The organism is Chryseobacterium shigense, from assembly GCF_900156575.1.
GTDB lineage: Bacteria > Bacteroidota > Bacteroidia > Flavobacteriales > Weeksellaceae > Chryseobacterium > Chryseobacterium shigense.
This window is the reverse complement of sequence record NZ_FTNY01000003.1, coordinates 791,586-813,726: the sequence shown is the minus strand read 5'-3', so window position 1 is coordinate 813,726 and position 22,141 is coordinate 791,586. Positions and strand designations below refer to the sequence as shown.

General features: G+C 37.5%; 28 protein-coding genes. 6 read left to right on the top strand and 22 right to left on the bottom strand.

The window, feature by feature from the left end; all coding sequences use genetic code 11:
- Position 1: 1 nt before the first annotated feature.
- From BW964_RS13240 to BW964_RS13200, 9 genes are all read right to left on the bottom strand, one after another.
- Positions 2 to 508 carry an O-acetyl-ADP-ribose deacetylase gene (locus tag BW964_RS13240; protein ID WP_076507815.1) on the bottom strand — a complete coding sequence of 169 codons (507 nt, stop codon included), beginning with the start codon at positions 506 to 508 and terminating at the stop codon, positions 2 to 4.
- Positions 509 to 561: 53 nt separating this feature from the next.
- Positions 562 to 1,170: a hypothetical protein gene (locus BW964_RS13235; RefSeq protein WP_076507814.1), complete on the bottom strand. Its 609-nt coding sequence runs from the start codon at positions 1,168 to 1,170 to the stop codon at positions 562 to 564.
- A gap of 80 nt (positions 1,171 to 1,250) precedes the next feature.
- Positions 1,251 to 1,724: a macro domain-containing protein gene (locus BW964_RS13230; protein WP_076507812.1), complete on the bottom strand. Its 474-nt coding sequence runs from the start codon at positions 1,722 to 1,724 to the stop codon at positions 1,251 to 1,253.
- Positions 1,724 to 2,185: an ADP-ribosylation/crystallin J1 gene (locus tag BW964_RS13225; protein WP_228432016.1), complete on the bottom strand. Its 462-nt coding sequence runs from the start codon at positions 2,183 to 2,185 to the stop codon at positions 1,724 to 1,726. Before BW964_RS13225 ends, BW964_RS13230 begins: the two co-directional genes overlap by 1 nt.
- 8 nt (positions 2,186 to 2,193) lie before the next feature.
- Positions 2,194 to 3,264 carry an adenylosuccinate synthetase gene (locus BW964_RS13220; RefSeq protein WP_076507811.1) on the bottom strand — a complete coding sequence of 357 codons (1,071 nt, stop codon included), beginning with the start codon at positions 3,262 to 3,264 and terminating at the stop codon, positions 2,194 to 2,196.
- A gap of 3 nt (positions 3,265 to 3,267) precedes the next feature.
- A complete protein-coding gene (locus BW964_RS13215) occupies positions 3,268 to 4,122 on the bottom strand; it encodes a hypothetical protein (RefSeq protein ID WP_076507809.1) in 855 nt (284 codons plus the stop codon).
- Positions 4,123 to 4,125: 3 nt separating this feature from the next.
- On the bottom strand, positions 4,126 to 4,461 hold the full coding sequence (locus BW964_RS13210) for a hypothetical protein (protein ID WP_076507807.1): 336 nt from the start codon (positions 4,459 to 4,461) through the stop codon (positions 4,126 to 4,128).
- Between the two features lie 141 nt (positions 4,462 to 4,602).
- Positions 4,603 to 5,145, bottom strand: a complete 543-nt coding sequence (locus tag BW964_RS13205; protein WP_076507806.1) for an NADAR family protein — start codon at positions 5,143 to 5,145, stop codon at positions 4,603 to 4,605.
- A gap of 258 nt (positions 5,146 to 5,403) precedes the next feature.
- The gene (locus BW964_RS13200; protein ID WP_076507804.1) at positions 5,404 to 6,081 is read right to left on the bottom strand and encodes an NUDIX hydrolase; all 678 of its coding nucleotides are present in this window, start codon (positions 6,079 to 6,081) and stop codon (positions 5,404 to 5,406) included.
- Between the two features lie 121 nt (positions 6,082 to 6,202).
- Between BW964_RS13200 and BW964_RS13195 the strand changes: the two genes are divergently transcribed.
- Both BW964_RS13195 and BW964_RS13190 read left to right on the top strand, forming a co-directional pair.
- Positions 6,203 to 6,835 (top strand): DUF1579 domain-containing protein, encoded by a 633-nt coding sequence (locus tag BW964_RS13195; protein ID WP_076507802.1) that lies wholly within the window; start codon positions 6,203 to 6,205, stop codon positions 6,833 to 6,835.
- Between the two features lie 99 nt (positions 6,836 to 6,934).
- Positions 6,935 to 7,144, top strand: a complete 210-nt coding sequence (locus BW964_RS13190) for a hypothetical protein (RefSeq protein WP_123911964.1) — start codon at positions 6,935 to 6,937, stop codon at positions 7,142 to 7,144.
- A 39-nt stretch (positions 7,145 to 7,183) separates the two neighbouring features.
- On the opposite strand, the gene lepA is transcribed toward BW964_RS13190, so the two are convergent.
- The 5 genes from lepA to BW964_RS13165 form a co-directional block, all read right to left on the bottom strand.
- Positions 7,184 to 8,980, bottom strand: a complete 1,797-nt coding sequence (lepA, locus tag BW964_RS13185) for a translation elongation factor 4 (protein WP_076507799.1) — start codon at positions 8,978 to 8,980, stop codon at positions 7,184 to 7,186.
- Positions 8,981 to 9,059: 79 nt separating this feature from the next.
- The gene (locus BW964_RS13180; RefSeq protein WP_123911963.1) at positions 9,060 to 10,076 is read right to left on the bottom strand and encodes a hypothetical protein; all 1,017 of its coding nucleotides are present in this window, start codon (positions 10,074 to 10,076) and stop codon (positions 9,060 to 9,062) included.
- A gap of 99 nt (positions 10,077 to 10,175) precedes the next feature.
- Complete coding sequence (locus BW964_RS13175) at positions 10,176 to 10,697, bottom strand: hypothetical protein (RefSeq protein WP_076507796.1); 522 nt, start codon at positions 10,695 to 10,697, stop codon at positions 10,176 to 10,178.
- A gap of 5 nt (positions 10,698 to 10,702) precedes the next feature.
- Entirely contained in the window at positions 10,703 to 11,236 is a 534-nt protein-coding gene (locus BW964_RS13170) for a hypothetical protein (protein ID WP_076507794.1), read from the bottom strand.
- 18 nt (positions 11,237 to 11,254) lie between these two features.
- Complete coding sequence (locus BW964_RS13165; protein ID WP_076507792.1) at positions 11,255 to 11,806, bottom strand: RNA polymerase sigma factor; 552 nt, start codon at positions 11,804 to 11,806, stop codon at positions 11,255 to 11,257.
- Between the two features lie 557 nt (positions 11,807 to 12,363).
- Between BW964_RS13165 and BW964_RS13160 the strand changes: the two genes are divergently transcribed.
- The 4 genes from BW964_RS13160 to porW all read left to right on the top strand — a co-directional run bounded on the left by BW964_RS13160 (position 12,364) and on the right by porW (position 16,838).
- The gene (locus BW964_RS13160) at positions 12,364 to 13,113 is read left to right on the top strand and encodes a Rossmann-like and DUF2520 domain-containing protein (RefSeq protein WP_076507791.1); all 750 of its coding nucleotides are present in this window, start codon (positions 12,364 to 12,366) and stop codon (positions 13,111 to 13,113) included.
- Positions 13,103 to 13,621: a KdsC family phosphatase gene (locus BW964_RS13155; RefSeq protein ID WP_076507789.1), complete on the top strand. Its 519-nt coding sequence runs from the start codon at positions 13,103 to 13,105 to the stop codon at positions 13,619 to 13,621. Before BW964_RS13160 ends, BW964_RS13155 begins: the two co-directional genes overlap by 11 nt.
- A gap of 9 nt (positions 13,622 to 13,630) precedes the next feature.
- Positions 13,631 to 14,185, top strand: coding sequence for a Maf family protein (locus tag BW964_RS13150; RefSeq protein WP_076507788.1), 555 nt, complete (start codon positions 13,631 to 13,633; stop codon positions 14,183 to 14,185).
- Positions 14,186 to 14,270: 85 nt separating this feature from the next.
- The gene (gene porW, locus BW964_RS13145) at positions 14,271 to 16,838 is read left to right on the top strand and encodes a type IX secretion system periplasmic lipoprotein PorW/SprE (RefSeq protein WP_084175843.1); all 2,568 of its coding nucleotides are present in this window, start codon (positions 14,271 to 14,273) and stop codon (positions 16,836 to 16,838) included.
- A gap of 25 nt (positions 16,839 to 16,863) precedes the next feature.
- On the opposite strand, the gene tsaB is transcribed toward porW, so the two are convergent.
- The 8 genes from tsaB to BW964_RS13105 form a co-directional block, all read right to left on the bottom strand.
- Positions 16,864 to 17,544: a tRNA (adenosine(37)-N6)-threonylcarbamoyltransferase complex dimerization subunit type 1 TsaB gene (tsaB, locus tag BW964_RS13140; protein ID WP_076507786.1), complete on the bottom strand. Its 681-nt coding sequence runs from the start codon at positions 17,542 to 17,544 to the stop codon at positions 16,864 to 16,866.
- A gap of 67 nt (positions 17,545 to 17,611) precedes the next feature.
- A complete protein-coding gene (locus tag BW964_RS13135; protein ID WP_076507784.1) occupies positions 17,612 to 18,052 on the bottom strand; it encodes a nuclear transport factor 2 family protein in 441 nt (146 codons plus the stop codon).
- 1 nt (position 18,053) lies between these two features.
- Positions 18,054 to 18,803, bottom strand: a complete 750-nt coding sequence (locus BW964_RS13130) for an SDR family NAD(P)-dependent oxidoreductase (RefSeq protein WP_076507783.1) — start codon at positions 18,801 to 18,803, stop codon at positions 18,054 to 18,056.
- An 84-nt stretch (positions 18,804 to 18,887) separates the two neighbouring features.
- Positions 18,888 to 19,715, bottom strand: coding sequence for a hypothetical protein (locus BW964_RS13125; protein ID WP_076507781.1), 828 nt, complete (start codon positions 19,713 to 19,715; stop codon positions 18,888 to 18,890).
- Positions 19,715 to 20,086 carry a YraN family protein gene (locus tag BW964_RS13120; protein ID WP_076507780.1) on the bottom strand — a complete coding sequence of 124 codons (372 nt, stop codon included), beginning with the start codon at positions 20,084 to 20,086 and terminating at the stop codon, positions 19,715 to 19,717. The genes BW964_RS13125 and BW964_RS13120 overlap by 1 nt, the downstream gene beginning before the upstream one ends.
- A complete protein-coding gene (locus tag BW964_RS13115; RefSeq protein ID WP_076507778.1) occupies positions 20,086 to 20,511 on the bottom strand; it encodes a hypothetical protein in 426 nt (141 codons plus the stop codon). Before BW964_RS13115 ends, BW964_RS13120 begins: the two co-directional genes overlap by 1 nt.
- A gap of 14 nt (positions 20,512 to 20,525) precedes the next feature.
- On the bottom strand, positions 20,526 to 21,455 hold the full coding sequence (locus tag BW964_RS13110) for a S66 peptidase family protein (RefSeq protein ID WP_076507777.1): 930 nt from the start codon (positions 21,453 to 21,455) through the stop codon (positions 20,526 to 20,528).
- Positions 21,452 to 22,138: a LysE family translocator gene (locus BW964_RS13105; protein ID WP_076507775.1), complete on the bottom strand. Its 687-nt coding sequence runs from the start codon at positions 22,136 to 22,138 to the stop codon at positions 21,452 to 21,454. Before BW964_RS13105 ends, BW964_RS13110 begins: the two co-directional genes overlap by 4 nt.
- Between the last annotated feature and the right edge of the window lie 3 nt (positions 22,139 to 22,141).

The following is a 22,141-nucleotide window of genomic DNA, read 5'->3' as shown; positions in this document are numbered from 1 at the left end:
TTTAATCTAATAATTTTTTGTAAATCCTTTCATTTTCGTCATCAAAGCAGACAAAAATAACTTTCTCAATGTTCTCTGACTGAAAATTCTTTACTGTTTCTACCGCAATTTTTCCGGCCAGTTCTTTAGGGAACTTATAAATTCCTGTACTGATATTTGGAAAAGCTATGGTTTTGAGGCCCAAACTTTCTGCCAGTTGTAAAGAATTTTTATAACATTGTTTCAAAAGTTTTGAGCTTTTATCTTCTTCTCCATTCCAGACCGGTCCTACAGTATGAATGACATACTTTGCGGGAAGATTTCCTGCTGAAGTTACCACAGCTTCTCCGGTATTGCATTTTCCTTGTCTGTTTCTGATCCGGATACATTCTTCTAGAATCTGCTTTCCACCGGCACGATGAATAGCCCCGTCTACTCCACCTCCACCAAGCAGGGATGAATTGGCAGCATTAACAATAGCGTCTGCATGGATCTTTGTGATGTCTCCTTTTATTAATTTAATCTCCATAAAATATGTTTTGCCCAATCTCTACAAAAGTCACATTTCTAGTATTATTAAGTTTAGAATCCATTTTCTTCATAAAAACTATCTCTTTCTTGTTTTTCAATGGCTTTATAGTCCTCCTGAGGGAAATCATAACGATTGATCAATATTTCTAGGTTAAAATCATTCATCTGAGGAAAAAATAATTGGGTAATCACTTTATTTAATCTTTCTACAAGTACATCTATATCCTTAATACTATCAATAACTAATCTTTTTGAAACCCTATCTTCGACAGGTACTTTTCCCATCGCCCAAACTCCTCCAAAAACTCCTTCAAGCAACTCAATATACCTAGTTCTAAAATAAATAATCCTGGCAATAATCTCTTTAAGATCTTTGTTTTTAATATCTTCAACAGTATAAAAACCTTCAATACTTGATTGTACCGCTTCTATTATACCATCCGAAAACTGATAGTTTTTATATTGATGAATAAATTCCAGATCGCAGAAACTTTTTTTATCTTTAATTTCAATTCCAATAGAGGCAAAAACTGAACAGATCCTCTTAAATTTGAGTTGAGTTGATGGTAACATTTTTGTAGGATCATCTGTAAAAACATACCTGAACAGTAATAATAATTCTAAAATTTCTATAGTGATCTCTTCTCTTGTAATTTTCATTTTATCTGTGTAAATAATTTTAACAACTCTTCATTTTAGGAAAAACAGCAAACATAGCTCCTTCTAAATATATTACTATTCTAATCAAAGTCATAAACCCATACCGGGATATTATTTCTCACTAATATTTTTTCAATAATGGGCTCTATCTCTTCCCATTTCCCTCCGGCCAAACCACAGCCTATTCTTGGCATGTGTATCTCAGCATTGAGTTGTAAAGCTTCCGGAACTAATTTTTCAAGGCATCTTTCTACGGCTTCATATCTTATTGGCGAAATTCCTTTTGAACTGGTTATCGTTTTATGCTGACCGATCATATTGCAAACCCAAATCTCTTCTTCAACCATTATGATCTGAATCTCTCCGAGACTGAAATTTTCTCTACTTTCATACCATTCCCTGTAGTTTGCTTCAGGCTCCTTCCATCTTTTAGAAATTGCCATCACAAATCCTCTTCCCCAACCCCCAATGTCGTTACAGATATGGGTGATAATCTTATTTCCTTTTGTTTGAGGTTGGGTGGCATCTCCTTTTAAATATTGTATCTCTTTCATTACTTCTGAAGCTTTAAAACAAGATTATTAATTTCAGTATTTGCAGAAGCTTTAAATTCATTTCCCACAAAAACATTTATCACCTCAATATCTCCTATAATCCTATTATTAAAGCTTTCCAGCTCTTCCGACGGAACCCACAATTCATTATGATTTCCGGCACCTACATTCTGCGTTGGATAGTGATTCAAAACGTCTTCTGAGACCTCAAACTTTGTAACAAAACCAAGATAATTTCCAGCTTCATCTCTGGTGTTCCATTTTCCAGCAATTTCCGAGGCATAGCTTTCATCGAGTACCGGATAAAAAATAGGTTGCCATTCCAGTCTTGGTGGAAATTTTTTATAGCCACTTTCTGCAATCAGGATCATTTCTTTTTCTCCAACGGGTCTGTATAGTGTTTTTGTGTTCATCATTTTTTCATTAATCCAGCTTAATTCTGTCACTAAATATAAAGCCATTATTTGGTTTATAAAATGGGTTTAAAGTCTTTTGAATATGGAGAATAAGATCCATAGATCTGGTCAAATTCTGTTTTTATATTCTCCTTTTTAAATTTCTCTTCGGTCTGATCCAGACACGTAACGACAAGATTCTTTTGGGTTGGCGTTCCATAAGCACCATCCAAAAGGAGCGCATAGTTGAGTAAGTCATAATCCAGTTCTCCCAGGCGAAGTTCTTTCTGATACTCATTAAAAATGCAGGTTTCCTCTTCATTATTTTTCAGCATCAGTTCCTTTTCATTGCTCATCCATCCGCTTCCGTGACGTGTAGAATACATTCTGGTGACATAGTACATTTCAATATTCTCAATTTTCAGGAGTTGACAGATCTCGTACGCATTTTTTGAAGTGGTATGGGCATAAGTTACATTGGGAAATACCCCGTGGTCCATATCCAGCAAAATTCCCTGACTTCCTTCAAACAGGAGATTTTCAAATGAATTCAGATAGGTATAACCCTCTAATTTCCAATCGATCTCATCTACCGCATCCAGGAAATGATCCAGCGCTTCCTGTACCTGATCTTCGTCCGTAAAACCATAGTAATAGGCAATTCCTTTCAGTTTTTCGATCAGCATTGCTTTTGGGGCTATCAAATCGGCGGCAAATAGCTTGTAAGGGCTTTCATGTCTTTTCATGGTCGCTCCAATTCCTTTTCCACAGGTTCCATGCTCCAGATTTTTTGAATTGGTTCTGTTTTGCCAGACATCAAATGGGGTGGTCACTTTAGCCAATGGATGAATATGCAGTTCAGTATTTCCATTTTTCTCCATTAATTCCTTTCGTTCATTCCGTAAAAACACAGGATGAATCGTGCAATGTTCCGAAAAATAGGAAGGCAGTCCCCGAAGTGCCCCGCTTGCAAAACTGGAATGAATATGCTTTTTACCATCAATCATTACGGTATGTGCCGCCTGCTGACCTCCGGAAAATCTGATGACAACAGACTCAGGGTTTTGCTGCGCCAGAAAATCTGTGGTGATTCCCTTTCCCTCGTCTCCAAAACCCAAGCCTATTACTATTTGTGCCTTTTTCATGACTTAAAACATTTGAATATTATCAAATCCGTTTTTATCTCCAGAGAAGAATGTTTTATTTTTATAGGTATCACAGATAATTCCTTTAATTACATTGGGAATTTCCCTGTGGTCTTCTATGGATAAACAGTTTTGGCCTAACAATTCTTTCCATCCGCTCTCTACTCTCATAGCCTGATCAGAATGTACAACATTGATGTGGTACACTTCATACCTTTTTCGGGCTTCTTCCAAGAGTTCAAAGTGCGTAAAAGTATGCTGGCCGGCTCCCATGATTTCTCTGATCGCTGATGCCGGAAGTTTTTTCAGACAAGGTTCATCACCTACGGTAAACAAAAGTCCTTTTTGGTTTCTCTTCTCAAAAGCATCCGTTCTGGTATGAAAAGCGGCAAAATACCATGCGAGAAGATAACTTTCTCCTGCATTTCCCCCACCACCGGATTCAATATAAGTGCGGGTAAGCCACATATCCAATTCCTCATCTCCGGATTCAAACTGACCTACCTGAAGAGGATAAGCATCCCACTCATGATCTCCGATTCCTAAGAATAAAAGAGCGGGATCCGGAACGCCGCCCTGGATAATTCCTCCCATCAATTTAGGTAAGCCTTCTTTAATCAGTTCGTGGGGAATATGTCCCATACTGCCGGTCACATCCAATCCTAAGATGATGGGAACAGAGTTCGGATGCACTTCAGAATCTCTGGATTCTCTGAAAGAAATACCTTTGGGATTCATCGATTCATGAGCCATTCTTTTGGCATTCTGAGTGAAAATTTCACCTGCGGATTTAAATCCGTACCCTGCTTTTCTTGCTCTGTCGAAACGAGCGTCCATATCGTATCTTGTACTTCCCATAATTTAAAATGTTTTACCGAATAAATATTCAAATCTTTTTACTGCGACTTCTAACTGAATATTTAAATTTCTGATGGTTAATGAATATTCTATATCTTTCTGAACAAATGCCTCGGGCTGAAAGTCTGCAAATGTGAGGCTGTTCCTGTCTAAAGGGCTGATGTCAATAAGGCCTTCCTGCTCTCTTTTCAGTCTCTTGATCTTCAGTTCAATATCTTCCACCCTGCGCCTGTAAATCAATTCGGAATCTGCTCCGATGGTGCGTGCACGGTCTTCTCTGATCTGGTCATTGTTTCTCTGCAATGACTCGATGAATCTTGGTTTTAGGTCGTCTTCCATTTTTTTATTTTTTGTGTCTATTTTACGCTAAATAAAAAAGACATAGTGATGCATCTCCTTTTAAAGATGATTACTTACGGATATACAATGACATCGGTTCTTAAAAACATCTTTTTTATTTTGTGTTTAGTGCTTGTGTCTTTACCTTCTTAACTCGTCCCTTACTTCCATCAAAGCAAAACCGAGCAGATTTTCTCCATTCCATAAAGCGGGATCTTTCGCTCTGGAATCTGTTTCCAGCATTCCGATTCCCCAGATCCTGTCATAAGGACTTGCTTCAATCAGAACCTTATCATCTGTAGACAAGAGAAAATCTTTAAATTTTGAATTTTGGGAGAACTTCAGAAGATTGGCATTTTTTACTATTTCGTATTTATGCGCGTCCCAGAGTTTCGGATCAAAATTTTTGACTTTTCTTCCCAGGCTTTTGGCCTTATCGGGTGTTTCAGTTTTTACAATCTTTTCTAAAATGTCCTGATCGTTAAACAGCTTTGCTTTTCCCGCCATCATATAATGTTCAGCGGTTTTATAGATGCTTCCATTTTCTTCAAACTGAAGGGGAAACCATTGACTGAAACATGATTTGGTGATCTGATCTTTTACGGTGTGTCCCCAGAAAAATAGAAATTCAGGGCTTTGATTTTCCTGAAATCTTTTCATCATATGTTGCAAGGTGTATTTCATGATTGTGTTATTATTACACAAATGTAAAACAATCTCATTTTATCAGCAAAATTTATTTGCGTTATTTTTACACTATAAATACAACACACTGATTATCAATTATAAAAATTCAATCAAATAAAACACAAATGACATTGATATCATCACAAATGATACGAATTAACCAAAAAAAACTAAAACTTTAGTCTAAGTAGTTGAAACAGGAAAAATGGAAATTTCCGGTGTAAATTTATAGAGGGAATTATATCGAATAGAGGGTTATTTGATCTCGAAATAGAATCCTTCTTTTTCAAATTCTTCATATTTCTCCTGATTGAATGTAAACAGCTTTCCAGGTCTTCCGCTCCCTTCTTTTTTTACATTGTTGGTTTCATTAAGCAGTCCGTAGCTCATGATTTTTTTACGGAAATTCCTTCGGTCTATCTCGCGCCCGATAATGGTTTTGTAAAGGTTTTCAAGGTCTGAAAAAGGGAATTCTTCATTGAGAAGATTAAAGCCGATCGGCTGGTACTGGATTTTGGTACGAAGTCTTTTTAACGCTATATCAATAATGGTTTTATGATCAAAAGCAAGGTTTGGAAGTTTGTTGACACTGAACCATTGTGCATCTTCCGCATCTGAGTCTGCAAAGAGCTCATGATAAGAAGGGTTCACAAGACCCAGATAAGCTACAGAAACCACCCTGTTTCTTGGATCGCGGCCTACGTTACCAAAAGTATAAAGTTGTTCTAAAAAATCGGGTTTTATACCGGCTTCTTCATGCAGTTCTCTTTTAACGGCATCATCAAGGTTTTCATCATCCAGAACAAGACCTCCGGGAAGCGCCCAGCCTCCTTTAAAAGGTTCAATCTTTCTTTTGATTAAAAGGAGCTGAAGGTCCTGCTTATCAAAGTATCCGAAAATGACTGCGTCTACTGCAACTTTTATAGCCTGCATAATTAATTTGCGTTATGAATACACAAAATTACGTTTTATAAATGACATTAAAAAAACAATTAACCGAATAATAAAATTTACTAACTTTATTTTTCAATAACCTACTTAAAATTAATTAATTATGAAAAATCTATTGTTATTATTCTCCATTGCTTTTCTCTTGACCGCTTGCGAGAAAGGAAAACCTGCCACAGAAAAAAGTTTATCCAAAACTGATTCTGCGGATTGGAAACCTGTAGATTCAGCTACAGCCATGAAAGCGTGGATGGAGTATGCTACGCCCGGAGATATGCACAAAACATTGGCTGCCTATGACGGAAACTGGACAGGCGTCACCCAGATGTGGATGGAAGAAGGCGCACAACCTGTAACGAGCCAGTCTGAATGTACCAATAAAATGATTTTCGGAGGCCGTTATCAGCAAAGTTCTTATAAGGGAAATTTTATGGGAATGCCGTTTGAAGGAATAAGCTTTATAGGCTATGATAATTCTAAGAAGAAATTTGTAAGCACCTGGATTGATAATATGGGAACAGGCATTATGCATGCGGAGGGCGACTGGAATCCCTCTAAAAAATCTATTGAATTCAAAGGTAAAATGACTGATCCGGCAAGACCTGGAAAAGACTGTGATTTCAGAGAGGTGTATACCTTTAATGATGCCAGTACTCACACGATGGAAATGTACGGGCCTAATTCGAAAACAGGGAAAGAGTACAAAACCATGGAAATAAAATTTACAAAAAAGAAATAAAAAACCGGTGAAATCACTTTCGTGAAACAGTGATTTTCCTTATGAATTTAGTGACGAATTTGCTCAACTTTGGTATAGAAAATAAAAATGTATACCATCATGAAAACATTATTAAGAGCCTTTATCGTGGTCATTATTATCATAGGAGGAGTATTGATCATTGTCGTAGGAAAAAAACCTTTTCCGGAACCTGAATGTCTCGTATGCGGGATCAATCTTATCAGAACATTAGGCATCGCTGAAATTATTCTCGGCCTTGGTGCTTTGGTGATCCAAGCGAATCTGACGGAGAAGCAGCGAACTTTCTAAAAAATAAAAGACCGGTAAAAATTACCGGTCTTTTTTATATTAATCGTTTAATTTTAATACTGCCATGAATGCAGACTGAGGGACTTCTACCCTTCCGATCTGTTTCATTTTCTTCTTACCTTCTTTCTGCTTTTCAAGAAGTTTACGTTTTCTGGAGATATCTCCACCGTAACATTTTGCGGTAACGTCTTTTCTTAACGCTTTGATGGTTTCTCTTGCGATTACTTTCGCTCCTAAAGCGGCCTGAACAGCGATATCAAACTGCTGTCTGGGAATCAGCTCACGAAGCTTTTCACACATCTTTTTACCGATATGATATGCATTGCTGTCGTGAATCAGTGAAGAAAGAGCATCTACCATATCCCCATTAATCAGGATATCCATTTTTACCAGTTTGGAAGCACGCATTCCGATTGGTGTGTAATCGAATGATGCATATCCTTTTGAGATCGATTTAAGACGGTCATAGAAGTCGAAAACAACTTCTGCCAAAGGCATATTGAATGTCAATTCTACTCTGTCCGCTGTTAAATAGCTCTGGTTTAGAATTTCCCCTCTCTTTTCTATACAAAGGGTCATTACCGGACCTACAAAGTCTGACTTGGTAATGATGGAAGCTTTAATGAAAGGCTCTTCTACTCTGTCCAGAATGGAGGGATCCATCATTTCAGACGGGTTGTTAATTAAAATGGTCGTCTCAGGATCTTTTTTAGAATAGCCATGGTATGAAACGTTGGGTACCGTAGTAATAACGTCCATATTAAATTCTCTGTCAAGACGTTCCTGAACGATTTCCATGTGAAGCATTCCTAAGAATCCGCAACGGAAACCGAAACCTAAAGCCGCTGAACTTTCCGGTTCGAAAACCAGGGAAGCATCATTTAATCTTAATTTTTCAAGGGAGAATCTTAATTCTTCAAAATCTTCTGATTCTATAGGATAAATTCCGGCAAAAACCATTGGTTTTACTTCTTCAAAACCATCGATGGCAGCAGCAGCCGGATTCACAAAGGAAGTGATGGTATCTCCTACTTTTACTTCTCTTGCATCTTTGATCCCTGAAATAATGTATCCTACGTCACCACAATGAATGGTTTTCTTGGGAACTTGTTTTAGTTTCAAAGTCCCTACTTCATCAGCTCCATATTCTTTTCCTGTAGCGAAAAATTTGATTTTCTCGTTTTTGGAAATACTTCCGTTGACCACTTTAAAATACGCTTCAATTCCTCTGAAGGGATTGTAAACAGAGTCAAAGATTAAAGCCTGTAATGGCGCGTCAGGATCTCCCACCGGAGGTGGTATTCTATTCACAATCTGCTCAAGCAAATCGTGTACTCCTTCTCCTGTTTTTCCGGAAACTCTAAGAACGTCTTCATATTTGCACCCCAAAAGCCCCATAATTTCGTCAGTCACTTCTTCAGGGTTGGCAGATGGAAGATCTATTTTATTCAGAATTGGAATAATTTCCAAATCGTTTTCTAATGCTAAATAAAGGTTACTGATGGTCTGCGCCTGGATACTCTGTGCCGCATCTACAATCAGAAGAGCTCCCTCACAGGCCGCAATAGAACGGGAAACCTCGTAAGAAAAGTCTACGTGTCCCGGGGTATCGATAAGGTTTAAGATATATTTTTCTCCTTTATATTCATAATCCATCTGGATGGCGTGAGACTTAATAGTTATCCCACGTTCTTTCTCCAAATCCATATCATCCAGGGTCTGAGACTGCAGTTCTCTCTGAGTAACAGTATTGGTATACTCCAAAAGACGGTCTGCCAGAGTACTTTTACCGTGGTCAATATGGGCAATTATGCAAAAATTTCGTATGTTTTTCATTTAAGAACTTTGTAATTTGCAAAGATAAAAAAAAGCGAGACATTTTATCTCTCTTATATTCATTGTATTAAATAATTTATTATTCCTCAGAAAAGTCATATTCTCCGGTCAATGGGTCAATATAGACTTTCCCGGAATCTTCAGCCTTCATTTTCTTCTGTCGTGCTCCCTGTTCAATGGCTCCGGCAATCCCCCCGATAAGACCAAACATTCCGTACGTACTGTTGGTTTGTACAGGAAAAAGATGGCCACGGTTGGCTATCATATAAAATCCGTTTTCATCTTTATCAAGATCCATAAATCCGGAGAACGTGGATTTATGAGCCTTCCCTTTTTCTACATAAGCAAACATTTTGTAGACAGGAATCTTCGTCTTTTTACCATTTTCATCTTTTACCGCTCTGGTAACCTCTCCTTTCTTATCGATCTCCAAAACATAATCTCCCTTCTCCGGGGTCTGATTAAAGAAAGAAAGATAATCGGTATAAATTCCGTCTTTTAGCTGAGCCTCTTTTAAAGCAGGATAATTGTTTTTTACAAGATTGCTGTAATCCGCCAGATCATTTAGCGAAACTGAATTTCCGGTAGGATTCAATGAATATGATTTTTTGATGAATAGGGAAAAAATAGTCGGAATATTTTTCACCATCAGTTCGGAAACTTCCTTATCGTAGAAAGTAAATACGGTGTCTTTTTTATATAGGAATTGGTATTTATCGCCGGTTTTAGCAAAAGTCTGGGCAGAAAAATCCATCTTTCCTTCGGTCTTCTTACCATCAGATTCTCCTGTTGAAAGCTTCAGCTTTTTTAAAACCAAAACAAAATCAGTTAATTTACCAGGTTGATTGCTTTTCAGATACCACGCACTAAAATCAGCATCCGGTGTCGAAGGAAAAACAACTTCTTTCATTTCCTTTTGGTCCCCGAAAGGAAGTGTACCGATCTGCTTATCCTCTCTCTGATCGATTACTTTGAAAAAAGCATACGGGTTTTCACTGTAATTCACAATGCTCCCCCTGAATTTTATGACTTCTTTTGTCTGTGCAAAAGCGATAATAGCCATAAAAATGAATGCCAGCTGCATTAGTTTACTCATTAGATATTTTTTTTTGCGCAAAAATAGCAATTCATAAACACTAAACGGCTCTCACAAAAAAAATTTGTGAGAGCCGTCCAACATTAAAAAAATAAACTATTATGGGTTCTGTTTGGGCTTTGCCGTAGTATCGTGCCCGTTGTGAGGTTTTCTTTCATTCATTTTATCTCTCATCATTCCCTCAGACTGGAATAGTTTTAATACTTTTTGGCAAGGGATCACCTGCTGCATTTTATCAGCATATCTCTTCCTGTTATCTAACAGCTTCTGCCCTACTTCAAAACTTTGCTGAAGCTTTGCCTTCGCTTCATCATCAGATAAAGTTTCAGGATTGAAATTAGGATTAAACTGGCCTTTTATTTGTTTCTGGTTCTCAAGATACTCATTATACAGTTGGGTAAACTCTGTTTTATCACTGGCGTCTATTTCCAGATTTTCCAGCACCATATTATTTCTGAACTTCTTGAGAAGTTCTTTTCTTTCTTCCGGAGAAAGATTGTTTATTACCTCCTTTCTTTGCTTAGGATCCATCTTTTTCCAGTCATAGTCTGAAGTCTGGGCATTTTGTGCATTCAGACCAAAACCATACATAATAAAAAGCGTAAATAATATCTTTTTCATCTTTCTTAATTATATAAATCTAAATAAACGTCCTGTGTAGAATTGCTTGCTAACTCTGATATTTCAGAATTGGAAAAGGAATCCAGGTATTCATTCATTTTAGTTTCTTCTTTTTTCGTGCCCGCTTGTATTGTTTTTGGTGCGGCCATGTTTTCATTGCCGGTTTTTGAAGGATAAGAAGCTGTTTTACTTTTCTGGTTACTAACTGTTTGATTGTTATTTTCAACAGAAGTTAAATCTGCTTCCAGGGTTTCATAGGCACGCTCACTTTCTGTTTTCGGCTGTTTTTCATTCACCGCATATGTTTTTGAATTCAACCCATCTTTAGAAGAATCGTTATCAGAATTAAAAACATAAGTAACTCCGAACAGTAAAGCCAGTGATGCCGCAGCAGCATACATCCAATTGAGTTTAAAAACCGGTGCTTTCTTATTCGCTTTCACTTCGTTCATTACATGGCTCTGGATATTGGCAAATAAATCATCCGGAACTTTGTAAATATTTTTTCGTTCTAGTTTTTCTATGTCGAACTCTTTCATCTTTGTTTGGTCAAAAAATTATCTCTCGTAATTTTCTTTAATATACTCTTCTATTTTCTGTTTGGCATAATGGTAATTTGTTTTTAAAGTCCCTACAGACATATCTACAATTTTAGATATTTCTTCGTAAGGTAAATCATCATAATACCGCATCATAAATACCAGTTTCTGTTTTTCAGGCAGGCTTTGTATGGCGTTCTGGAGGAGCAGCTGTATTTCTTCTGCATCTCCTTCTGTATTGTCGGCCACCAGATTCTGCATATAATACTCCGGATCTTCATCCGTTTTCTGCATTTTCTTCATCTTATTGACCTGCTGTAGCGCTTCGTTGGTAGCGATCCTGTAAAGCCAGGTATACAGCTGGCTATCATTTTTGAACTGGTGAAAATTCTGATAGGCTTTAATAAAAGTCTCCTGCAGCGTATCCTGAGCAAGGTCTCCATCTACAATAATCCTTCTGATGTGCCAGTACAATCTGCTTTGATAAGCATCCATCAAGGCCCGTACCCCTTTTTCCTGGGTCCGTGGATTTTGCATCAACGAAATAATTTCCGCGTCCTTAATCTTCATAAGATGCTTTCACTGTTTTGGATTACAAAAATAGCCGAAAGTTAAATTACTTATTCAATTTTCAGTCCAAATATTTAAAATAATCTGAGTTTGGGTATGAGGGAGTTATGAGTGGTAAGTTTTGAATTATAAGTTTCAAGGGTAAGATGCACGGAATTTGGGATCACCTTCAAAATTTGAGTAAAAGATAATTTTTTTTTGACGCAAAGGTTTATTTAGGAAGCGTTGAGTTTTAAGGGAGGCAAAGGCTTCGACCAGGTCGCTGGTTAAGCGTATGAATAAAAAACGTTCGCATCATCGAATCAAATAAATTGATTCCTCCTTTGGTCAACTTGTACCCTACAGCATTAAAGTACGACTTTGCGTGAAAAAGCGTATCTGCTTCCCAGGTTTTAAAATTGATCCAGAAATATATGCATATAAAGATAGTTCCTGATTTGACGCTCGAAACCCGCATCCCGAAACGCTCTGAGCATTAGGCAACGGGGAATGCGGAGATTGATGATAAACTTACCATGCCCTGCTTTCATCTTCCTTTAAAATCTTATCTTTGTTAGATGCAAATTGTAATCATAGGTTCCGGAAATGTGGCCTACCATATGGCAAAAGCTTTCAGTCTGAAAAAAATTCCATTGCTGCAGATCTTTGGAAGAAATGGGGAAGAACTGAAGAAAATCTCTGAAGAACTGGATGTCCCATATTCTACGGAACATCTGGAGGATGCAGATGTGTACATTATCTGCGTAAGTGACAATTCCGTGGAAAATGTTTCTAAAATCATCACTAAAAAGGATGCTTTAGTCGCCCATACTTCAGGATCTCTTCCCAAAGAAATTCTGGCGGGGGAGTACAGAAAATCAAGCTTTTATCCTTTACAGACTTTTTCGAAATCAAAAGAACTGGAATATGAAAAGGTCCCGTTTTTTATTGAAACAGAAAATGAAGAGGATAAGCAAATTCTTTTTGACCTTGCTTCGCAGATTTCAGAAAATGTAATGGAAAGCAATCACGAAAAGAGAAAATATATTCATCTTACAGCCGTTTTTGCCTGTAATTTTGTTAATCATCTTTTTGCAAGAGCCAAAGAAGTTTCCGATTCACAGGAAATTCCGTTTGACTATTTTTTACCGCTCATTGATGAAACGGTGAAAAAGATTCATGAAATTGAACCTAAAGCCGCACAAACGGGACCTGCTGTACGAAATGATCTGAGGGTGCTGGAATTACATGAGCAGTTATTAAAAGACGAAAGTCTTGAGATTTACAAGACAATGAATCATTCTATTCAAAAAATGTATGAGTTATAAAGAGAAATTAAAAGATATTAAGGCATTTGTGTTTGATGTAGACGGAGTTTTTACAGACGGAAGCGTTTATCTGATGCCTGGAGGAAATATGTGCCGGGTAATGAATGTCCTGGACGGATATGCTGTAGTAAAAGCATTAAAAAACAAATATTTAATTGGGGTCATTACCGGTGGAAATGATGATATGGTAAAACACAGAATCAATTATCTTGGTATCCATGACTATTATGCAAAATCACACGATAAGATGGCTGATTTTGAAGATTTCAAAAAGAAGTATAATCTTAGAAATGAAGAGATTCTGACGATGGGAGATGATCTTCCCGACATCCACATTATGGAAAGTTCTGCCATTGCAGCATGCCCGGAAAATGCTGTTCCTGAAGTAAAAGGTATATCCGACTACATTTCGTCCAAAAAAGGCGGAAGCGGTGCGGTAAGAGATGTAATCGAGCAGGTTATGAAAGTTCAGGGGAACTGGCATGACGATAATACCCAATCTGTATAAATTCAAGACATGAAATTACTTTTAGCATCCCAGTCACCCAGAAGAAAAGAGCTGCTCACCAGCTTAGGTTTTGATTTTGAAGTGGTGAAAATAGACTGTGAAGAGATTCTTCCTGAAATGATAAGAATAGAAGAAGCTGCCGCCTATCTGTCGGAATTAAAAGCAGAAGCGTTCAGAGAATTAAAAGGTGATGAAGTTTTGCTTACAGCTGATACCGTGGTTGCTGCTGAAGAGCAAATCCTTGGAAAGCCTAAAGATGAAAACGAAGCCAGGCATATGCTCCGTATGTTATCCGGAAAAACGCATCAGGTATATACGGGAATCAGTATCAAAACCGTTGATAAAATATATACGGAAACCGATGTGGCAGAGGTAGAGTTTGATGAGATTACAGATGATGAAATAAACTATTACGTTCAACATTACAAACCTTTCGACAAAGCAGGTAGCTATGGCATCCAGGAATGGTTGGGAATGGCAAAAATCAGGAAAATGAACGGAAGTTTTTATACCATCATGGGACTTCCTACCCACTTGGTTTACAAAATTTTGAATGAAATATAAATATTATTCATTATAAAATTTTATTATTTTTACAAAATCATCAACTGCCTATAATAAAAAGCAGATAAGAGAGTTATATTGAATAATGAAAAAAAATATTATCTTCCTTTTAATCATGTGTCTCGTTGCTTCTTGTGTTACCAAGACCAAAAAGCCGGAGCAGCGATCAAAGTTCATGAAAGGATTTAACACCTATTATAATACCCTTTTTAATGCTAAAGACGCATTGAACAGTGAATTTACGAGCAGAGACAAGGATCATAAAGATAACTTCTATGCTCCCTACATCCCTATTCTTACCTATGAGGATCAGCCTCTTGGAAGTGATCTCGGACAGTCTTCTGCATTTGCCGAAAACTCTATGAGAATGGCGGAGGTAAACAGGCCTTCTGAAGGAAGAGGAGCTCCCGGGATGCCACCGGGGATGCCTGGTTCCAATGGAGAACCCAGCCAGCCGGATGCCCTGCAAAATAAGGGGGCAACCACTTTAGAAATTGCTGAGGCAAAGGCCCAAAAAGCCATCACCAAATACTCCGTTATCAGAAGTGGTGAAGAAAAGAATAAAAAGATCTTCGATGCATATATGATCCTGGTACAGTCCAGAATTTACCAGAATAAAGCGGTACAGGCACTGGATGCATTGAATTATGTTTTCACCCATATGAAGGATGATAAGAGGCTTCCTTTAGCCAGAATATATCAGGGTGTGGCTTATGCACAGATCAAGGATTATCATAAAGCGAACGAAACTTTTGCCAAACTGAAAGGTGAGGATATTAATAAAAGCTATTCTAAACTGCTGAGTATCTACTATTCCGAGTCTCTTTTGGATTCCGGGAAAAAAGAAGAAGCCGCTGCTGAACTTGACAGGGCTTTTGAATTGAACTCAGACAGAAAATTAAAGAGTAGAATATCCTATCTGAAAGGACAGGTATATGAAAATATGGGTAACAATGATAAAGCCAGAGAAAGTTTTACCCAGGCCTATAAGTACGCTAATGATTTTGAATTTGAAGTGAAGTCCCAAATCGCTATTGCGAAGACATTCAATGGAAAAGGAGATTATAACGGGGCTAAAAATTATCTTGAAGGCATCAGTAAAAAAGGAACTTACGGTTCCAGAAAGAACGAATTTTACTACGCTTTAGGATTAATGGCCAATAAAGCCGGGAAGAAAGATGAAGCTCAGGATTTCTTTAAAAAATCTTTATTTGAGAAAGTGTCTGACCCGCAGGTAAGAGGTCTGACGTATTATGAAATAGGGAAAAGTTATCTTGAAAAAAACGACTATATCGGTGCAGGAACCTATTATGATTCAGCACTTACGGTGATGACTTACGAACCTTCCAAGATTCTTTTGAAGGATCAGTCTGAATATATCAAGAAGATCTCCAAAAACTATTATCTGATTAAGAAAAATGATAGTATTCTTTCTTTAGCAAGGATGACTGACCCACAGAAAACGGACTTTTTCACAAAATATATTGCAAAACTGAAAGCTAAAGAGGAGAAAGAAGAGCTGGAAAGAAGACGTGCAGAAAGGAGCAAAGGATTTGATGGCGGAGACTATAATGCTAATTCTATATTTGCGAATAATACCAATTCTTTTGAAGATTTTGGAGTCACCACCAAAGGGTTTTATTTCAGCAATACCGGGACGATAAGCAAAGGAACTTCTTCGTTTAAGCAGATCTGGGGAGAAAGAGCATTAGCGGATAACTGGCGTTATTCCAAGAAGATGGCTTCTATTGAAGATATGAAAAATGAAGCGCTGGGGGTAACTTCAGCCCCGAATCCAAGACGTTTCGAACCTACCTACTATATCGAACAGATCCCAACAGATCAGGAAAAACTGGGCCAGCTGAAAAAAGACAGGGATACTGCTTCGTTAGGTTTGGGAATCATGTATCAGAATTATTTTACCAATACTCCACTGGCCACCAAAACCTTATATGACCTTGTTGACGTAAAACCTGAGGAAAAAGTAATGCTGCAGGCACTTTATGAGATCTTCGCGATGAATTATCTGAAGAACCCTCAGGCCTCGGAAAAAGCGAAGCAGATTCTTTTAACCGACTATCCTTATACCTCTTACGCGGAATTTGCGAGAAACCCTAAGAATGTTTCATTTGTAAAGTCATCTCAGGAGGTTGAAAATGAATATAAAAAGGCCTACGCTCTCTACGAATCTGAAAAGTTTGTAGAAAGTAGAGACGTTATAGATCAGACCATAAAGAATTTTCCAAAAGATGCCCTGATCCCAAAATTTCACCTGCTGAACGCTTTCAACACAGGTAAAACCAGTGGAAAAGAGGTAATGATTCTGCAGCTTGAACAGATTGCTCTCAATTATTCCAAAACGCCTGAAGGGGTAAAAGCCAAGGAAATGCTGAATTATCTGAAAAGTGAACTCTCTTTCCAGGCTACGGATAATAAAGGAAATTCTCTTCCACAGCAACCGGGGATACCTGGACAGCCTGTGCAGAATCAGGACAATAGTATTCCACAGATGCCTACCGAAATGGATAAAAACACCCAGCTTTTGCAGGGGCTTCAAAGTCCGGGTACAATAGAACCTAAGAATCCTAAACAGAGACTGAAAAAGGACAAAGAGAAAACACCTGATAGCAGTATTCCGGCAATGCCTAAATAACCAAATAAATAAAAAAAGCGAAGATCTACTCTTCGCTTTTCTTTTTCTTTACCCCGTGAAAATCTTTGAGATAAAAAGGCTCAAAGTAAGCAATATCTTCCACTTCCTTTTGATCTATCTTTTCCAGAGTCTTTTTGATAAGGTACTGTGCAGAAGGATACACGTCATCTCTAAATTCTGCTTCAGGCAGGTCGAGAATATCTTTTGCTTTCCTGGCACCATCCCCAACAAAAATCACTTTTTTATCTTTAAATTCTCCGAAAGAAGTTTCATCCAGAATTTTAGCTTCGGTCTGCGAGAGCTCCTCCCCTGTCCTACCGTCATAAACGGCTGTATACACCTCCATTCTCCTGGCATCAATCAATGGCACTACAAAATCATAGATACTGCCTAAAAAAGGCTCTATCATGCTTTCTAAAGAATTTACCGCAATAAGCGGAATCTTCAGTCCGTAGCAGAAACCTTTTGCAGAAGCTGCCCCGATTCTTAATCCGGTATAAGAACCAGGTCCTTTACCTAAAGAAACCGCCTCGATGTCCTGCATGGTGAGCCCGGCGCCTTCCAGTGCCCATTCTACATACGTGTGAAGACTTTCAGACTGTTTATAGTTCTCGGAGACTTCTTCACAAAGACACAGGAGCTTTTCGTCCTCCGAAATAGCTACTGAACAATTTTTGGAAGAGGTTTCCAGATATAGAATTTTCATCTCTTTAATTTTTAAGCTAGGTCGCAAAATCGCAAAAAGGGCAAAATTGCTTCAAATTTGCACAAATTTATGGCTTTATTTCCACACTCTGACGACTCCAGAGTTTCCATCCGGTATTCTTTTGTATCCAGATCTCCAGCAAAGCCAGTTTCATTTCAAAATCCTGATTTTTGTACGTTCCCAAAACTTTTATCTTCCTTCTGATACTTGCTGTATTTTTATAGTGTTTGATCTCAGAAAGTTCTGTTTGATGAATAGCTTGATAAATCACTTTTTTTGATGAAAAATCTTTTTTGAAATCTTCAAAGTTCTGTATCCAGCCATTGGAATGACCAAAAGAAACATCCTCATCCAAAATATCTGCGATCTTCTGATCATTATTCCGGAGGTAGCTATCCAGGAGTTTAATGGTTTCAAATAGTTTCCCCTCTTTTTCAGAAGTATCCACACTTTGGCAACTCCAAAATGCCAATGAAAAAAACAGAATAAAAAGTGATCCTTTTTTCACCCTATTTTCTGTAAATCGTTCTTGGCTCACTTTGGGCACTCGGATAAATGGTCATATCTGAAACCATCACATGTTTTGGTGCATTTATGCAATAAGCGATGGCATCAGCAATATCTTCGGCTTTCAGTGCATCATATCCGGCGTATACAGTTGCTGCTCTTTCGCTATCTCCTTTGAATCTTACCAAAGAGAAGTCTGTTTCCACTGCACCGGGCTGAATATTGCTCACTTTGATTCCAAATTCGGTAAGTTCCAGACGCATTCCTTCGGAAATTACGTCAACTGCTTTTTTAGTTGCACAGTATACTGTACCGTTAGCATACGTTTGTCTTGCTGCCACTGAACTAATGTTTACGATATGGCCTGTATTACGGGCTTTCATAGTGGGGATAATCATTTTGGAAACGTATAAAAGGCCTTTAACATTGCCATCGATCATAGAATCCCAATCATCTGTATTTCCGGAAGAAAGAGGCTCCAAACCATGGGCATTCCCCGCATTATTGATTAAAACATCAATATTTTTCCATTCTTCAGGAAGAGAATGAATGGCATTTTCAACTTCTTCAAGATTTCTTACGTCAAACATTAAACTAAATATTTCGGTATATTGAGAAAGTTCGGCTTTTACAGATTCCAGCACTTCATTCCTCCTTCCACAGATGATGATTCTGTTTCCCTGTCTGGCAAGAAGCTCTGCCGTAGATTTTCCTATTCCGGAAGTCGCTCCGGTGATGAGTATTGTTTTCATAAAATATATTTTTAATTTAACAATGTATCAGTCTAGCCATGTAACAATAAAAAAGTAGTCTGCATTTTTTGCATTGATACACTGTTACATTCTTACATTGTTCTTTTTTCTTTTCATTACATATCTGTAGATCCAGAATTCAACTAATGGAATCAGCATGAGCACGATCCAGATGATGAGAATTCCATTGATAATAGTTTTAAACTGTGATTTCAAAACCATCAGAAATAAATTCTGAACATTCTTCACAATAGAAGATTCCACATCTTTTGGATCCAGCATGACGAGCTGATTGGTCAATTGATCAAATTCTTTATAGGAAATACTTTCTGAAATATTCACATGGGGAACTGCATTAAGCATTCCATATAGGACAAGCGTGTGGATCCTGTCACCGTATTTTTCTGCAAACAAAGAGGCCAGCCAGTTTTTCGGGCTGTCTACCACCTGGTATTTTGTGTCGTAGGCTTTGGCAATATCCACAATTCGGATCTTCGTATTCTGATTACTGTTGCTCAGATCTGATACCACAGACTGAAGTTTTCCCACAAATTGTTTTTTGGATTGTTCGTCTTTAAAAGCATAGTAAGTGCCGGCATTGTAGGTTTGCTGCGAAATAGAGTAGCTGTCCTTCTTTAAGGCTTCGTAGGCACCCCAGAACAATCCCAGTTTGAGAGCAAATACAATGTTGATGATAAAAATAGCGGGAATATAAAGTTTTACTGCCCAGTTGTAGTATTTGTGTTCTCTTGAAAAAACTTTATATTTTTTTAAAATCACGCTGTAAATGATACTGATCACTATGCCTATTATAAAGAATAAAGACATATAAAAGAGGATTTTAAGCGGATAGTTCTTCAGAACGTAAACTACAACGGAATAAATACTATCCCAATCTAAATTTTGCATCATCAGTTGGCATCTAAAGCTTCAAAAGCATCGGTAATATGTTCAATGGTCAGGTTCTTTTTTTCGTCAGGAAGAACAGAAATAATATCAAACCTTACTTCATGATTCCTGTAAAATTCTTCGAGATAGTGGTTGGCTGCTGAAACAATAGACCGGATTTTTGTTTTGGTAACCGCTTCCTGAGGAAGGATATAAGCGTCTGTAGAACGGGCTTTTACTTCAATGATGATGATCAGGTTTTCTTTTTCAGCAATGATATCTATTTCAGCTTTTTGAAACCTGAAATTTCTGGTTATAATGGTATAGCCGTTCTTCTGCAGATATTCTGCCGCGAGGTCTTCTGCTATTTTACCGAAATCATTATGAGTTGCCATTATTTAAAAGATAATTTATAGTGTGTAGATATCCAAACTTCTTTGTTTTTGCAGTCCCAGTAAAAGCGTTTTGAGAAAAAGTCAAATGCACTTTTTTCTGAAGGTCTGAAAAGGGTATCATTCAATTTATAAAAATCAATATTTTCAAGCTTATCGATCGTAAAACCCATCTTGTTCTTGAGTTTAAATGTTTTAAGGTCTGGGTCAGTAGCATATTTTCTATTTTCCCAGATCTTTTCTCTTTCATCATATTGAGAAAGGGTGTATTCCGTATTACATGGACAGGTTTCCTTATATTCAATCTTTAAATTCTTGTCAAAGAAAATAAAATACGATAACACAGTAATTAAAAATATAATATAAAGTGAACTTTTTACAAGATCCGGAGTGATTTTTATGGGCTCAATGTTCTCAATAAGCTTCATTTGAAATCATCCTTTTAAAACTCAATCCTAACTTTATCTCCAATCTTCATCGTAACCTTTCCGCCAATAATCAAAGGTCTGTTGTCCTTAATATGTCCATTCGGGAATCCGAAAACAGCAGGGAATTTATACTTTGAAATCCTGTGTGAAATCAGTTGATAGGCAAATTCATCGAAGCTTTCTTCATAGCTTTTATTCTCTTTTTCATCGCCCATATTGGTCATTCCGCCTACGATCAGTCCTTTTATTTTACTGAAAACTCCGGCTAATTCCAGACTCATGATCATTCGGTCCAGGGCATAGAAATTTTCGCCGATATCTTCAATAAATAAAATCTTATCCTTAAAGTTAAAAGAATATTTGGTTCCCAGAAGCGCATAGATTAAGGCTAAATTACCTCCAACAAGCTCTCCTTCAATAGTACCTTTCTTATTAAACTGATGAGATTTTAAAGCATATTTGAGGCTTTTTCCTTTTAAAATATCAAAGATCAGGGCATAGCTTTCATCCGTCACTCCAAAACTTGAAGTTTTGATGGTCTGGCCGTGGATGGAAGCGAAACCTTTGTTTAATAAATAGCTTTGTATGACCGTATTATCTGAATAACCGATATACCATTTCGGATTTTCTGTAAAGTTCTTCAGTTTGAGATGCTGAACAAGATGCTGGCATCCGTAACCGCCTCTGGAAGCCCAGACTGCTGAAATATCTTTATCATTCAAAGCCCAGTTCATATCTTTTAATCTTTCCTGTTCTGTTCCTGCATAATTGTATCCGTTTGAAAACTTCGTATAGAGATTTTTACCCAAAACAGGTTCAAAACCATTGCTTTTGATCATTTCTATACTTTTTTCAAGTTGAGATGGATCTACAGCTCCGGCAGGGGAGATCACAGCTATTTTAGCTCCTTTTTTAAGGGCTTTTGGAAAGATTATTTTTTTCATTGTGTTTTTTGGTATTTGATTTCTTTTTTCTCAGCTTCTTCCAAACGTCTGTCGAACTGATTGAATTTCTTAAAGCTTTGTAAGAATATAAAGAAACTGAAAACAATAAGAATCCCGCCTACAATTCTTCTGATCTTGTTGGCGAGTTTCTGGGTAAGTTTATCGTGAAATTGTTTTGCTAAGAATATTTTGGCCAGATCAATACACAGGTAGGTGCCAATGACAATGCCTACGTAGAGTATAAAACTGCTGGTATCAGGATACTGGTTTCGTACGGAAATCACCGTTACCAGCCAGAAAAGAATCACTCCTACGTTTAAAAGATTGAAGAAAAAACCATTGAAAAACGTTTTAAAATAGTTTTGGCCAATGATCCTTTCTTCACCGGGCATATGCATTTTGGTCCTGGTGACCATCATGACGATCCCGTATACAAATATAAGAATAGAAGTAATCCTGTAAAATCCGGGATGTTTATCTATTAAAGTGACAATGTCTGCACTGGCATAATAAGCCGCAACAATGCATAATATATCTGCCGTGATGACTCCTAGGTCCAGTGCCAGAGCATGTCTTGGTCCTCTGGAAAAACTGGTTTCAATGAGCAGGAAAAAGATAGGTCCTATAAAAACCAGGCTCAGCATAAATCCTAAGACAACGGCAGAAAGTACAAGTTCAAACATTCA